A 14,516-nucleotide genomic window follows, 5' to 3' on the forward strand; every position below is an offset into this window, starting at 1 on the left:
CATGTTGCTCTCTCGGTGCTGTCTACTATCTATTCACAGCGTATACCGAGAGAGCTTTTTTACAATCTGTCCGACTTTTCAAACACCCTCTAAGATTTGCAGACTGAACACACTTGGGTAAGAGGAGTGTTTCTCGAAGAGTTGGCAGACGCGACTTTATTAATTCTTGGCACAGGAAATATAGGTAAAGCGATCGCATCTCGTGCCAAAGCCTTTGGAGTTCGAGTTTGGGGTAGTCGTCGCCATCCCGAACCCCTACCGAATTTTGACAAGATTGTGGGTGCTGATGAATGGCGATCGCTCCTCCCCGCAGTAGACTATGTTGTTATTGCTACACCTCTGACTCCAGAGACTAAAGGCTTAATCGATGAAGCTGCATTGCGCTCTATGCGTCAATCTGCTTACCTAATTAATATTGATCGTGGTGCAATAGTAGATGAAGCCGCATTGCTCACCGCTCTACCTGAGGGATGGATTGCGGGCGGAGGATTAGACACGGTTGCAACCGAACCTCTGCCGCCGGAAAGCCCCTTATGGTCGCTACCGAATGCCTTAATCACACCCCATTGTTCAGCCCTTTCGCCACGTCTGAGAGAGCGCATAGCACAACTGTTTATCGACAATCTCAAACGCTACCAAACCGGTCAGCCCTTGCGGAATGTCGTAGACAAGCAAGCAGGATACTGAACAATTCAAAGATTGGGCTTTGGGTAATCAGAAATTTGATTGCTAAAAATTATCGCTAGAATAACTGGGTGAGTTTATTTTCTGCCTTTTCTGATAGTCCCCTTTTCGATAAAATAACTTAGCAGATCAGCAAGGAACAGGTTTGGAATCATGGCTCAAGCTAGTGTTGGGATTATTGGTGGTAGCGGTCTGTATAAAATGGACGCGCTCCAAGATGTCGAAGAGGTGCAAGTCCAGACCCCCTTTGGTTCACCATCTGATGCTTTGATTCTGGGGACTTTGGATACTACACGGGTAGCTTTTTTGGCGCGTCATGGTCGCAATCACACGCTTTTACCCTCTGAGTTACCGTTTCGCGCTAATATCTATGCGATGAAGCAATTGGGTGTGAAGTATTTAATCTCAGCTAGTGCTGTGGGTTCCTTGAAAGCAGAGGCGAAACCACTGGATATGGTGGTGCCAGATCAGTTTATTGATCGGACAAAAAATCGGATTTCAACGTTTTTTGGTGAGGGAATTGTTGCTCACATTGCCTTTGGTGATCCGATTTGTAAAAATTTAGCTGTTGTGTTGGCAGATGCGATCGCATCTCTGAATTTACCTGAAGTTACTCTCCATCGCGGCGGTACTTATGTGTGCATGGAAGGACCGGCTTTTTCCACTAAGGCAGAATCGAATCTTTACCGCAGTTGGGGTGCAACAATCATTGGCATGACGAATTTACCAGAGGCGAAGTTGGCAAGGGAAGCCGAAATTGCTTATGCAACTTTAGCGCTGGTGACAGATTACGATTGTTGGCATCCAGACCATGACAGTGTGACGGTGGAAATGGTGATTGGCAATTTGCTGCGGAATGCTGTGAATGCTCAAAAGGTGATTCAAGAAACTGTGCGCCGGTTGAGTGAAAATCCCCCACCGAGTGAGGCACATTCGGCGTTGCAATATGCGATTTTGACTCAGTTAGATAAAGCACCAACGGCGACGAAGGAAAAATTAGGGTTATTGTTGCAGAAGTATTTGTAGTATTGGTATGAATAAGCGATCGCTACGACGGTCATTGATCTTTGCCGTACCCCTACGGGGAAGCAAGCTACGCGCAGCGTCTCCTAGAGAAAGGTCGAAGTTCGGGCTATGCCTATCCCGGATTTCTCACCAGATTTGAAAAAAGTACAGTCAAAGAATACCAGTTGATTCAAGTTCTTGCCTAACAGAGATGGAAAGTCACTGTTGCTAAATATAATTAGTCCAGGTAAGATAATATTACGCATACTAAGTATTATCAAATGATTTCTACATCTAATCACTCCCCAGCTTTAGAGTCGTGGCAGCAAAATCTGGCACCATACAATTTAGGCTACAGAATCAAATTAGTCTCACAACTGCTCAGTCGCAAGTTTACTGAGAGGCTAGAACCATTTGGACTTACGCCATTTCACTGGCTGGTGTTGTGCTGTTTGTGGCGAGAGGATGGTTTACCTACTTCTAGTATTGGGGACAAACTCAAACAAGTGGGAGGGACTTTAACAGGCGTACTAGATAGGATGGAAGAACGCGGCTTGGTGCGTCGAGAACGCGACACCCACGATCGCCGCATCTGGCGGATCTGGCTAACGGATGCAGGTAAGGAACTAGAAGCTGTCTTACCCCCAATCGCCGCAGCTGTACGTGATGAAGCAATGGACGGTATTTCTTTTGCTGACCGAGAACTGTTTTCCCAAATCTTGAATCGCGCGATCGCTAACCTCTCCTAAAGATGATCTCACAATCACCCGACCGGGTGAGGCACTGTAAAGATTTATTTTGAGATAATATTACGCATACTAAGGAAATAAGGATTTTTTTCAGAAAATACTACGCATTCTAAATAAACGACTATCAATCAAATTATTGAAAGAACAAGGAAGTTAACAATCATGAAAGCTAATACTTTGAACGGACGCAACGGACACAAGACCCCAATTTTAGAAAAAGAAGTGATTCCTGATTCAGAGACTTTAGAAGTTGTGACAGCAGAGACATCCGCAACAGCAGAAGCACCTGTTGTAATTCCTGAGATCGAGAAAGAAGTTCCAGCGAAGCCCAAAAAACCGACTGGTTTAATTTTGGCAACATTAGGTATGGGTGCGATCGTGGCAGGTACTTTTGGTTATCACTACTGGCAATACGGCTCCACCCACCAGGAAACAGACAATGCCACTGTTGCAGGAAACATTCACCAAATTAGTAGCCGCATTCCCGGAACTGTAAGTGAAGTGCTTGTGAATGATAACCAATTGGTGCAACCGGGACAATTGTTAGTCAAGTTAGATCCACGGGACTATCAAAGTAAGGTACAACAAGCACAAGCGTCCCTAGAAAATGCCCGTGGTCAGGCGCAAGCCGCCCAAGCAAATATTGCTTTAACTTCACAAACCACTACTGGTAAGACAACTCAAGCGCAGGGAGATGTTAGTGGTGCGGTAGCAGCAATTTCCACAGCCCAAGCAGCAGTACAAGAAGCCCAAGCTGGGATACCAGCAGCACAAGCCCAAGTCAGATTAGCCCAAGCGGGGATTCCCGCCGCCCAAGCGCAGGTAGCGCAAGCAAATGCGAATTTGGAAAAAGCTCAAACAGATTACAATCGTTATAACGAATTGTATAAATCAGGTGCGATCGCTCGTCAGCAACTAGACGCAGCCAAGGCAACTTATGATGTGGCTACAGCACAAAAAAACGCCGCTATTCAGGGAGTAGAACAAGCCCAAGCCAAGTTAGCCTCCGCCAAAGTTGGTGTCACCCAAGCCCAGTCTCAATTAGCACAAGCGCAAGAAAATGTGATCAACGCCCAAGCTAAATTGGCAGCATCTAAGGGAGGATTGCAACAAGCTACAGCCGGTGGACAAGATACAACAGTAAAACGTAGCCAATACGAAGCGGCAAAAGCTGCGATCGCCCAATCAGAAGCATCGCTGAAAGATGCACAATTGCAACTATCTTACGCCAACGTTACCGCCCCCAGTGCCGGACGGATAGGGAGGAAAAACGTGGAAATTGGCAACCGAGTCCAATCGGGAACACCATTAATGGCGATCGTGGATAACAACTATTGGGTAGTTGCGAACTTCAAAGAAACTCAATTAGAAAAGATGCGCCCAGGAGAAGCAGTAGAAATCAAGCTGGATAGTTTCCCTCATCACACTTTTGTTGGTCGTATTGACAGTATTTCGCCAGCTTCCGGCGCTCAGTTTGCCTTATTGCCACCGGATAACGCTACAGGTAACTTTACTAAAGTTGTCCAACGCATCCCAGTCAAAATAGTTTTCGACCAAAAGAGCATTCAAGGGTATGAATCGCGCATTACTCCAGGGATGTCTGCGGAAGTTGCGGTGGAAGTCAAGTAATACCAAATTGCTTGCAAAGAGATGAAAAACCTCCTTCTTGCTATGACATCTTCCTACATCTATTGAGAGGCGTATAGAGATGAGGTGAGATGATATTTATGAAAGCAGATTGGTATAAAACAAACCTTAGATGAAAAAACCACTACTACCTGCATTGAGGTCAAAAAACTACCAGCTGTTTTTTGCCGGACAAGGCATTTCACTGATTGGGACGTGGATGACACAACTGGCGACGATTTGGCTAGTTTATAACTTAACAAACTCCCCATTAATGCTAGGAGTTGTGGGATTTTCGAGTCAAATTCCTAGCTTTTTTTTAGCTCCCTTTGGCGGAGTATTTGTAGATCGCTTTTCTCGGTATCGTACCTTAATTAGTACGCAAGTCTTGGCGATGATTCAATCGTTAACATTAGCAGTGCTGACGTTAACTGGTGTGATTCAGGTATGGCACATTATCGCCTTGAGTTTGTTTCAAGGATTCATTAACGCCTTAGATGCGCCAGCCCGCCAAGCATTTGTGCCAGAATTGGTTGAACACAGAGAAGATTTAGCGAATGCGATCGCCATTAACTCTACAATGATCAACGGTGCGCGATTAATTGGCCCTGCGATCGGCGGTTTATTAATTGCTCGCGTTGGAACTGGCTATTGTTTTTTAATTGATGGTTTGAGCTACATTGCTGTAATCGCCGCTTTATTGGCGATGCAAGTTAAACCTTGGAAAAATGTGGTGCTTGACGGTAATCCCTTGCAGAAAGTCAAAGAAGGATTTGTATATGCCTTTAGCTTCCCACCCATTCGATCCATCTTATTGCTATCAGCTTTAGTCAGCCTTATGGGACTGCAAAACACTATTCTTGTACCAGTTATTGCACAACAAGTTCTCAAAGGTAGTGCAGAAACTTTGGGATTTTTGATGGCGGCATCAGGAGTTGGAGCCTTAACTGGTGGTATTTATCTAGCGACGCGCCAAACAATCTTAGGAATTGGGAAATTGATTGCCTTAGCCCCGGCAATTTTAGGAATTGGCCTAATTGGCTTTTCTTTTTCTCGATTTTTACCACTTTCTTTATTTACAATGTTATTTGTTGGCTTGGGAACAATTCTTCAGATTGCTGCTAGCAACACATTTTTACAAACAATTGTTGAGGACGACAAACGTGGGCGATTGATGAGCTTATACACAATGTCATTTTTGGGGATGATTCCCGTGGGTAATTTATTAGGAGGTTTATTAGCAAATTATATTGGTGCTTCTAACACTTTAATGATTGATGGGATAGCTTGTATTATTGGGTCGATTATTTTTAGCAGACAGTTACCTGCTTTAAGGCTAATAATGCGTCCAATCTATGAGCAAAAGGGCATTATACTAAGCAATAAAGCTTAAGATAAAAACTGCAAAGAGATGGTATAAGATTTAATCATAATTTTGTTACTTAATTTTGAAACAGGAAAAACACTATGGCTAATACAGGTGTAATTCGTCAGCAAGCACCCCCAGAACGTGTATCGCTAAGAACTTGGATTGGTGTATTAGCCAGTATGCTTGGTGCATTTATGGCAGTATTAGATATTCAAATAACTAATGCTTCGCTGCAAGATATTCAAGCAAGTTTAGGAGCAACTCTAGAAGAAGGTTCTTGGATTTCTACGGCGTATCTCGTAGCAGAAATCGTGGTAATTCCTCTAACAGGATGGCTATCACGGGTGTTTTCTCTGCGACGTTATCTGTTAGTCAATACTGCATTATTTATTTTCTTTTCTATATGCTGTGGTTGGTCGTGGGATCTCACTTCCATGATTTTCTTTCGGGTCTTACAAGGTTTTAGTGGAGGAGTATTAATTCCCACCGCTATGACAGTTGTATTAACGACTTTACCTCAATCTAAGCAATCAATTGGGCTGGCTGCATTTGGGTTTAGTGCAGTTTTTGCACCCTCAATTGGTCCGACATTAGGAGGTTGGTTAACAGAAAATTTTGGTTGGCAATACAACTTTTATATAAATGTAATTCCAGGGGCATTAATGCTAGCTGGCGTTTGGTATGGAATTAAGCAAGAACGACCCCAAATTAATTTACTCAAACAAGGTGACTGGTGGGGAATTATTGCAATGGCTATTGGATTAGGTTCCCTACAAGTTGTTTTAGAAGAAGGTAGTCGCAAAGATTGGTTTGGTTCAGCGTTGATTGTGCGCTTAAGTGTGGTCGCGGCAATTTTTTTGGCGATATTTTTCTATATTGAATTAACTCGTAAACAACCATTTATTAATTTACGGCTTGTGTTTCGACGGAACTTTGGTTTAGCGAGTATTGTCAATGTATCGCTGGGAATAGGATTGTATGGTTCAATTTATATTTTACCTCTGTATCTTGCCCAAATTCAACAATACAATGCGTTGCAAATTGGTGAAGTATTAATTTGGGCTGGTATTCCGCAACTGTTTATTATTCCGCTCATACCCAAATTGATGCAACGTATTGATGTGCGGTTAATGGTGGCTGTGGGTGTGACTTTGTTTTCCATCAGTGCATTTATGAACTCTGGAATGACTAATGAAACTGGATTAGATCAGTTACGTTGGTCGCAATTTGTGCGTGCAATGGGACAACCTTTAATTATGGTGCCGCTTAGTTCTATCGCCACTGCTGGATTGAGTCAGCAAGAAGCAGGTTCAGGAAGTGGTTTATTTAATATGATGCGTAATCTAGGCGGTTCTCTAGGAATTGCATCTTTAGCAACTTTATTAAGTAACAGAGAGCAATTTCACTCGAATATATTGGGTGATGGAGTATCTTTATATAACCCAGAAACTCAGCAGCGAATTGACCAAATGACACAGTATTTTATCAGTCATGGATCAGATTTGAGTACAGCACAAAATCAAGCGATCGCATCTATATCTAACATTGTCCGCCGGGAAGCGTTTGTAATGGCTTTTAACGATTGTTTCTACTTTATTGGCATTGCATTGTTACTCAGTGGGATTGCAATTTTATTCTTAAAAAAGGTTAAACCAACTGCTGGCGCTGTCGGTCATTAAATTTGTTCTATGGGTTAAAATGTTTGATAAAACTACTAAGGTACTAAAATGGTCATTAGTCAAAGTGAGTACTATATCTCCCCAGAAGAATATCTAGAAGGCGAGAAATTTAGTGAAATCAAACACGAGTATATTGATGGGCAAGTCTACGCAATGGCAGGGGCAAGTGATGCTCATGTCACAGTTAGCATGAATGTATCTATGCTGCTGCGAAACCATCTCCGGGGTAGTGGTTGCCGTGTTTACATGTTAGACATGAAAGCACAAATTGATGTCATAAATCGCTATTTTTATCCCGATGTTATGGTAACTTGCGATACACGAGATAGAGAATCTGAATATTTTAAATCTTATCCCTCCTTAATTATCGAAGTGCTTTCTGAGTCAACTGAGGGCTATGACAGAGGGAAGAAATTTGCTAGTTACCGACACTTAGAATCACTACAAGAATATGTGCTAATTTCACCAGATCAAATGAGTGTAGAATGCTTCCGCCGCAATGAACAAGGACAGTGGGTACTTTATGCTTATGAAAAAGAACAAGAAGTGCATTTAGCTAGCGTTGATTTTCGTTGTGCGATCGCAGCTATATATGAAGATGTATTATTAGTATCCTAATCATTCGACTTCAAACATCCTCTAAGAAATAAGTTCCCAACTCTTTGATTCGCTCTACCCAAGCCTTAACTTCATCAGCCGCTTTATATTTCCATTGAAGTTGAAGTACTTCTCTGGTGTAAGAATCATCAAACACCACGTTGTCTTTATTTTCAAATATTGGTGCTTGGAGTTTTACTTGAGCAGCCTCCGCAAACAAAGTTGCCATTTGGCTAATACTCAGATTTTCAGCCGCTGCAAGGTAGTGTTCTCCTTTGGAACCTTTTCGGGCTGCGGCGATGTAGCAGTCTGCTAAATCTTCAACGTGAATCCACGCAGTCATAAAGTCTGGTGGAAATGGCTGATAACCCTGGTGCGGTTTCCCGGTGATGAACTGCTGAATTGCAAAATCCCAGATACTGCCACGGGTAGGCGATGAACCATACACTGATGAAGGATAGACGATGGAGGCATTACCTCCTTTGCTAATATATTCTTCTATTAGTTCATCCTTCATCAAATTTACATTTACTAATAACTCAATCCATGCTAGATATTCCAGCTTTCTGGAACCTGTGTGAGGAGGTGTTTCTGTTATTCTTCCTCCATCAGCAGTCACTAAAGAAAAATTGCCACTGGTGGCAATGACATGAATATCTGGTGAAACCTCACTAGCAGCGTGTAAAGCGGCTTCTAATGCTATACGATCTTTCGCAAATTGAGCTTCTTGGGTTGATTCTGGAGGCATGTGCCATGCCAAATTAATTACCGTTTTAACATCATGCTTGCAAATTACTTCTTCAACATCCTGTTGAGAAAATTGTTCTTCTTGGGAGTAAATTATTTCTTTACAGAATGGTTTGATAGCCTCAATGTCACGGTTTGGACGCACAAGGGCTAACACGGCAAAATCTTGTGTTTGAGAAAGCTTGCGGCACAAAGCTCCACCAATATAGCCGGTTGTGCCCATCAGCAAGATATTTTTAACTGAACTGTTTGTCTCGTCTGGCAATTCTTTTGTTTCTAACATATTTGAGAGTTATAGCTAATCAAGTTCTTCAATTTCCATTCAACAAGCTAGTATTGACTATAAATTTGCTTTCGAGACTTTTTCAATTTGCCCAGTAAAGTATGCTTCCTCATGTTTGAGTTGTTTTGCTAATTCTAAGCCTTTTTGAAAAGCTGTTAATGCTTGAGGAAACTCTTTTCGTTCTAAATACAATTGCCCAATTTGGTCATAAGCTTGCATCATCCCGTAAAAGTTAGCGGCTTGCGCCTGTATTTGCACAAGAATCTCGCTAGCCTGCAAAGCCTCGTCTGTTTGTCCTTGAGAACGGTACAGCGCAATTAACTTCTGCAAAGCATCAGCAGCACGAACGTATTCTTTTAATTGCCAAGCAGTGGTATAAGCTTCTTGATAATTTTTAAAAGCTTCTAGCAGTAAGTTAGGATCTTTTTTTGCTAGAGATTCATAATCTGAAGCGATCGCTAGCTTTAATTCTGGTATTTCAGTTAGATTATTTTCATTGACGGAAATTTCTGCTAGTTTATTAAGTACATTCAATGACTGCTGCGGTTGGTTTGTCTGCTCGTAAATATAAGCTAGTCGTTGCAGATATGTTACCTCGTTTACACGTTCGCCTTGGGAAGTCGCTAAACCCAATAATTCCTCGTAGATTGGGGCGGCTTTGCGATAATCAAACCAACTCAAATGCAGTTCCCCAATTGTCTTAAGGATTTCTACTACTGCTGTTGGATTTTTTTGCTGTCGCACCACTAGCAAAACTTGGTCGTAAGCTTCCACAGCTAGTTTAACCGCTCGCACATTTTGGTAAGCTTGTCCTAGCGATCGCCACAATTCTAGATCAATTTGGGCAGTTGTTTTCTGAGATTGTGCCTGCTTTTGAATTGCTTGCAATCGCTGCGTAATATATTGTACTTCTGGGCTGTCGTTTTGATTCCAAGCGATCGCAGCGACTCGTGATAATGCTTGCACCTCTGCTAATGAACCTAAAAAGCGTCGCAAGCGCAGTTCCCGGTTCCAAATTTCAAACGCCGCCACCTGATCCCCTGCTTGCAGTTTCGCTGCTGCTTCTTGGTTTAAGGCATCCAGGGCTGGTTCTAAGTTTTGCCGTTCTTCGAGAGTTAAGGGCTGTTTATCCTTGGGCAAATGTGGTAGCAGTGGATCGGGTGTGGTAATTTCTAGGGGACTAGGAGGAAATTCATCCACTGGTTTGGGCTTTTTACTCTCTGCCAGGGTCAAGGAACTGCTAAAGAGTATAGCGGCAGTAACAATCACAATCAAGCGTCTGAGCATGGGTACTTTACTTTGCCTTGGGTTAGTTGCATGAGTTGACATTGCATACCACATTAACACAACTTATACAAGTGAAAATATATGGAATATAGCTGCGTAAATATACTGAATAATTCCCCAAGATTTCTTATTTACCTTCTCATGACTCAGAAAATATACGCTGCCAATAATTAATTAATATAGATATCCTTTACTAAAGGTTGTTTTAAAAGCCGCGGAAGGTATAACTTTGCCGTTCTGACTTAGGTCAACTGCAACGACAAAATAGGCTTTCAGCCATGTACTGAGATGCTTACCCGTACTCACCACGAGGGCAAAACACTCTTTTAAAACATCCTTTTAGAGCTAATTTGCTCTCGAAGTTAAGAAAATTGGTATCAGTTCCCAAGACTATGAGGAGTAGTACCGTAAAAATCTTTGGCATTGCTGATTTAGAGTATGAATCCAGATGTAGAGACGCGATATATCGTGTCTCTACATGGATTTTGACATCAAATAAAATCATTTTTATACTTATTATTCACCAAGCCAGTTTTTTCATGGATGCTATTTGCCGGAACGAAGATATAGCCACTCCGACTGGGGCTGCTAGTTACCCTTTTCCTTCTCTACGAGATGTTATTTAACGCAAAATAGTATAATTAAAATAGTTCAGGGTCAAGAGATAATGGAAGATATCCGAATGCTCACTACAGCTACGGAGAACGAAGAGAATGAGTTGTTTAAACGTCTGTTAATAGAGGCGAACTCCAACGATTATCAAACAAGTTTGCTGACTATTTTCGGCAGAATTATAGCTTCTGTTATCGTCGGTTTAGCGCGTAAAGAATCAGAGGAGCAGATTAAAGCATTGCTTGAAGAAAAAGAAATCCTATTAAAAGAGATTCATCATCGGCTAAAAAATAATTTGCAGATCATTTCTAGTCTGCTCAACCTGGAAGCAGAGTATCTCAAGGACAATCAAGCCATTGAGGTATTAAAAGATAGCCAGATGCGGATTCAATCAATGGCTCTAATCCACGAAAAACTATATCAATCTCAAGACCTGGCAAGGATTAATTTTCCTGACTATATCCAAGACTTAGTAACTAATTTGTTGTATTTATACAATCTTAATTCCAGTGCTATTACCTTGAAAATCAACGTTGAGGATGTTTTATTAGTCAGTGATGCGGCTATTCCTTGTGGTTTGATTATCAATGAACTTATTTCAAATTCTCTAAAACATGCCTTTCACCAAAGAGAATCAGGAGAAATTTGTATTGATTTTTGCTCCCTAGAAGCAAATGTTTTTACACTTACTATCAGTGATAATGGCATTGGTTTTGCCAAAGATTTTGACTTTGAAACTACACAATCATTAGGTCTGGAATTGGTAAAGGGTCTCACAAATCAGCTAAAAGGGAATATCCATTTTAGCAATAATAACGGAGTAGAGTTTAAAATTATGTTTTCGACCAAAAATTTATAATTTCATAAATCAACCAAAATTATGAGCAAAATAAATATATTAATTGTTGAAGATGACTTCATCGTGGGAATGGATATACAAAAGCGGCTACAAAAATCTGGATACACTGTTTTGGGTATTGTCGATACTGGAGAAAAAGCAATTGAAAAAGCAGCAGATGATTCTCTAGATTTGGTTTTAATGGATATTACCCTAAAGGGAAAGATGGACGGTGTGGAATCCGCCCAGATAATTCATAATAAGTTTAATATTCCAGTAATTTATCTCACTGTTGATGCAGATGAAAAAACATTAGAACGAGCAAAATTAACAGATCCATTTGGCTACATCATCAAACCTTTTAAAGAAAAAGAATTAAAGTTTAATATTGAAATTAGTCTATCCAAACATCGGATTCAAACTAAATTAAAGCAGAGTGAACAATGGTTGAATACTATACTTAAAAGTATTGGGGATGGGGTGATTACTAGCGACGCATTAGAAGCGGTGACTTTTATAAATCCGGCTGCGGAGATAATGACGGGTTGGAAATATGCAGATGCCTTTGGTAAAAAAGTAACAGAAGTATTCAATATTGCTGATGAAAAGACTCGGACAAAAATTGAAAGTCCTATCAGACAAGTCCTTGAGTCTGGGCTTACTGTCCATTTACCAGAACAGACGATGCTTATTGCTAGAAACGGTGCAGAAATACTAATTAATGATAGTATTGCACCGATTAAAGATGACGATGGTAAGATCACAGGTGCAGTTTTGGTCTTTCAGGATATAACCGAGCGTAAGCAGGTATTGGAGACACTAGCGCGTCACCAGCAAGAATTCAAAGCACTAGTTGAAAAGACACCTGATATTATTTCCAGATTTAACACTCAATTGCGCTACGTTTACGTTAATCCAGCTATTAAAAAGGTTACAGGAATATCACCCGAAACATTTATTGGTAAAACAAACGCAGAGTTAAATCTGCCGTCAGAATTTTGCGGGATGTGCGATCATAAGCTCCAGCAAGTTTTCCAAACTAAGCAAGAAACTGAGTTTGAATGCAGTTTAGCGATCGCTTTGGAAACAAAACATTACCATACCCGTCTCGTGCCAGAATTGGCTAGCGATGGTTCAGTATATTTTGTGATGAGTATCGCTCACAACATTACTGCTCTAAAAGCTGCCGAAGCGCAATTAGTTCATGATGCTTTTCACGATGTACTAACCGGTCTGCCAAACCGCGCCTTATTCATGGAACGGGTAAAACGTGCGCTAATGTCGGCAAAACGACGCGTGGACTATATATTTGCTGTTCTCTTTCTAGACCTAGATCGCTTCAAAGTAGTCAACGATAGTCTCGGTCACATGATTGGTGATCAATTACTAACTGCGCTTGCTCGCATATTGGAAAATTGCCTGCGTGTTGGAGACACAGTTGCCCGTCTAGGGGGAGATGAGTTTACAATTTTGCTTGATAATCTCAGCAACATTGATGACGTAATAAGGGTAGTAGAGCGGATACACCAAGCTCTGACATCTGCGTTTAAACTCAGCGGCAATGAGGTATTTACCACCGTCAGCATTGGTATCGCCCTGAGCAATCCTAGTTACAACCTACCGGAGGAACTTCTCCGCGATGCTGACATTGCAATGTATCACGCTAAGGCATTGGGTAAGGCACGCCATCAGATATTTGACTCAACCATGTACAGCCAAGTAACGAAACTATTAGAGTTAGAAACGGCTCTACGACGGGCAGTTGAACGCCAAGAGTTTCTGATTCACTACCAGCCAATTGTTTTGTTAGAAACTTACAAGATTGTTGGCTTCGAGGCTCTCGTTCGTTGGCAGCACCCGGAACACGGATTAGTTTTTCCAGACAACTTTATTCCACTGGCAGAAGAAACTGGGCTGATTATCCCGATTGGTTATTGGGTACTGGGCGAGGCTTGTCGTCAGATGCGCGCTTGGCAAATACAATTTCCTGCTGACCCACCCTTGACAATCAGTGTAAATATTTCAACTAAACAGTTTTCACAACCTGGGCTGATTGAACAAATTAAGCAAATTATCCAAGAGACTGGACTGGAAGGGAGCAATTTAAAACTGGAGATTACCGAAAGCGTACTTATGGAAAATATTCAATCATTACCTTTTATACTTTTGCAACTGCAAGAGATGAATATTGAATTACACTTAGATGATTTTGGCACAGGCTATTCATCCTTGAGTTACCTGCAACGTTTTTCAAGTAGTGCCTTGAAGATTGATCGTTCTTTTATTGCCAAGATTGGTACTAATGGAGAAAATCTAGAGATTATTCAGGCAATCATCACCCTAGCCCAAAATTTAAATAAAGATGTAATAGCGGAGGGCATAGAAACGGCGGAACAGCTAGCACAACTTAGAGCCATGAAATGCAAGTACGCACAGGGATATTTTTTCTGCAAACCCCTAGATAGCAAGTTGATAGAGAGATTAATGGCATCTGGCGCTCATCTGAGACAAGGATAGTGGCGCGAAGAGGCAGGGGGCAGGGGGCAGGGGGCAGGGGGAATGGAAAAAGAACCAATTAAAAGTCATGAAGACTTGGAAGTATATAAAATGGCATTTGATGTAGCCATGAAAATTTTTGAATTATCTAAGAAGTTTCCTATAGAGGAAAGATATTCGTTGACTGACCAAATTCGTAGATCATCACGCTCTGTTTGTGCAAATCTTGCTGGATCTTGGAGAAAGCGTCGTTATGAAGCCGCTTTTATTGCAAAATTGAATGATTCAGAAGCTCTGTTGCAGCAGAAACTCAGACTTGGCTTAAATTTGCTGTGAAATGTGGTTATTTAGACGTTGATACAGGCAGAGAACTTTATGGAGTTTACAACCGAGTTTTAGGGATTCTAGTAACTATAATCAACAATCCATCTCCTTGGCTCATAAAACGCTAATTTCTAATTTCTAATCCCCCCTGCCCCCTGCTCCCTGCTCCCTGCCCCCTACTCCCTGCTCCCTGCCCCCTACTCCCTGCCCTTTGCCCCCT

At 41.6% G+C, this 14,516-nt stretch carries 10 protein-coding genes and 2 pseudogenes; 10 read left to right on the plus strand and 2 right to left on the minus strand.

Annotated features, from left to right (window positions below):
- Window positions 1-96: 96 nt before the first annotated feature.
- From V7K31_RS28445 to V7K31_RS28475, 7 genes and pseudogenes are all read left to right on the plus strand, one after another.
- A pseudogene (locus tag V7K31_RS28445) lies at window positions 97-687 on the plus strand (D-2-hydroxyacid dehydrogenase); the annotation flags it as partial.
- A 150-nt stretch (window positions 688-837) separates the two neighbouring features.
- Window positions 838-1,710, plus strand: a complete 873-nt coding sequence (locus V7K31_RS28450; RefSeq protein WP_334832861.1) for an S-methyl-5'-thioadenosine phosphorylase — start codon at window positions 838-840, stop codon at window positions 1,708-1,710.
- Between the two features lie 260 nt (window positions 1,711-1,970).
- On the plus strand, window positions 1,971-2,438 hold the full coding sequence (locus V7K31_RS28455; RefSeq protein WP_335099191.1) for a MarR family winged helix-turn-helix transcriptional regulator: 468 nt from the start codon (window positions 1,971-1,973) through the stop codon (window positions 2,436-2,438).
- Between the two features lie 162 nt (window positions 2,439-2,600).
- Window positions 2,601-4,067 carry an HlyD family secretion protein gene (locus V7K31_RS28460; RefSeq protein ID WP_335099194.1) on the plus strand — a complete coding sequence of 489 codons (1,467 nt, stop codon included), beginning with the start codon at window positions 2,601-2,603 and terminating at the stop codon, window positions 4,065-4,067.
- 130 nt (window positions 4,068-4,197) lie between these two features.
- Window positions 4,198-5,457 (plus strand): MFS transporter, encoded by a 1,260-nt coding sequence (locus tag V7K31_RS28465; RefSeq protein WP_335099196.1) that lies wholly within the window; start codon window positions 4,198-4,200, stop codon window positions 5,455-5,457.
- A 74-nt stretch (window positions 5,458-5,531) separates the two neighbouring features.
- On the plus strand, window positions 5,532-7,112 hold the full coding sequence (locus V7K31_RS28470; RefSeq protein WP_335099199.1) for a DHA2 family efflux MFS transporter permease subunit: 1,581 nt from the start codon (window positions 5,532-5,534) through the stop codon (window positions 7,110-7,112).
- 48 nt (window positions 7,113-7,160) lie between these two features.
- Window positions 7,161-7,730, plus strand: coding sequence for a Uma2 family endonuclease (locus V7K31_RS28475; RefSeq protein ID WP_335099201.1), 570 nt, complete (start codon window positions 7,161-7,163; stop codon window positions 7,728-7,730).
- Window positions 7,731-7,740: 10 nt separating this feature from the next.
- Here the strand turns inward: V7K31_RS28475 and V7K31_RS28480 are convergent, their stop codons facing one another.
- Together V7K31_RS28480 and V7K31_RS28485 are read right to left on the minus strand one after the other, a co-directional pair.
- Window positions 7,741-8,739: an NAD-dependent epimerase/dehydratase family protein gene (locus V7K31_RS28480; protein ID WP_335099204.1), complete on the minus strand. Its 999-nt coding sequence runs from the start codon at window positions 8,737-8,739 to the stop codon at window positions 7,741-7,743.
- A gap of 57 nt (window positions 8,740-8,796) precedes the next feature.
- The gene (locus V7K31_RS28485; protein WP_335099275.1) at window positions 8,797-10,026 is read right to left on the minus strand and encodes a tetratricopeptide repeat protein; all 1,230 of its coding nucleotides are present in this window, start codon (window positions 10,024-10,026) and stop codon (window positions 8,797-8,799) included.
- A gap of 667 nt (window positions 10,027-10,693) precedes the next feature.
- Between V7K31_RS28485 and V7K31_RS28490 the strand changes: the two genes are divergently transcribed.
- The 3 genes and pseudogenes from V7K31_RS28490 to V7K31_RS28500 all read left to right on the plus strand — a co-directional run bounded on the left by V7K31_RS28490 (window position 10,694) and on the right by V7K31_RS28500 (window position 14,424).
- Entirely contained in the window at window positions 10,694-11,497 is an 804-nt protein-coding gene (locus V7K31_RS28490; RefSeq protein ID WP_335099207.1) for a sensor histidine kinase, read from the plus strand.
- A 21-nt stretch (window positions 11,498-11,518) separates the two neighbouring features.
- On the plus strand, window positions 11,519-13,993 hold the full coding sequence (locus V7K31_RS28495; protein WP_335099209.1) for an EAL domain-containing protein: 2,475 nt from the start codon (window positions 11,519-11,521) through the stop codon (window positions 13,991-13,993).
- 42 nt (window positions 13,994-14,035) lie between these two features.
- Window positions 14,036-14,424 (plus strand): annotated as a pseudogene (locus tag V7K31_RS28500) (four helix bundle protein).
- Window positions 14,425-14,516: the final 92 nt, after the last annotated feature.

The sequence above is a fragment of the Nostoc sp. genome, from assembly GCF_036917675.1.
Classification (GTDB): Bacteria; Cyanobacteriota; Cyanobacteriia; order Cyanobacteriales; family Nostocaceae; genus Nostoc.

Coding starts and splice junctions, on each gene's coding strand:
- V7K31_RS28450 (WP_334832861.1), top strand. CDS start 838: ATGGCTCAAGCTAGTGTTGGGATTATTGGTGGTAGCGGTCTGTATAAA.
- V7K31_RS28455 (WP_335099191.1), top strand. CDS start 1,971: ATGATTTCTACATCTAATCACTCCCCAGCTTTAGAGTCGTGGCAGCAA.
- V7K31_RS28460 (WP_335099194.1), top strand. CDS start 2,601: ATGAAAGCTAATACTTTGAACGGACGCAACGGACACAAGACCCCAATT.
- V7K31_RS28465 (WP_335099196.1), top strand. CDS start 4,198: ATGAAAAAACCACTACTACCTGCATTGAGGTCAAAAAACTACCAGCTG.
- V7K31_RS28470 (WP_335099199.1), top strand. CDS start 5,532: ATGGCTAATACAGGTGTAATTCGTCAGCAAGCACCCCCAGAACGTGTA.
- V7K31_RS28475 (WP_335099201.1), top strand. CDS start 7,161: ATGGTCATTAGTCAAAGTGAGTACTATATCTCCCCAGAAGAATATCTA.
- V7K31_RS28480 (WP_335099204.1), bottom strand. CDS start 8,739: ATGTTAGAAACAAAAGAATTGCCAGACGAGACAAACAGTTCAGTTAAA.
- V7K31_RS28485 (WP_335099275.1), bottom strand. CDS start 10,026: ATGCTCAGACGCTTGATTGTGATTGTTACTGCCGCTATACTCTTTAGC.
- V7K31_RS28490 (WP_335099207.1), top strand. CDS start 10,694: ATGGAAGATATCCGAATGCTCACTACAGCTACGGAGAACGAAGAGAAT.
- V7K31_RS28495 (WP_335099209.1), top strand. CDS start 11,519: ATGAGCAAAATAAATATATTAATTGTTGAAGATGACTTCATCGTGGGA.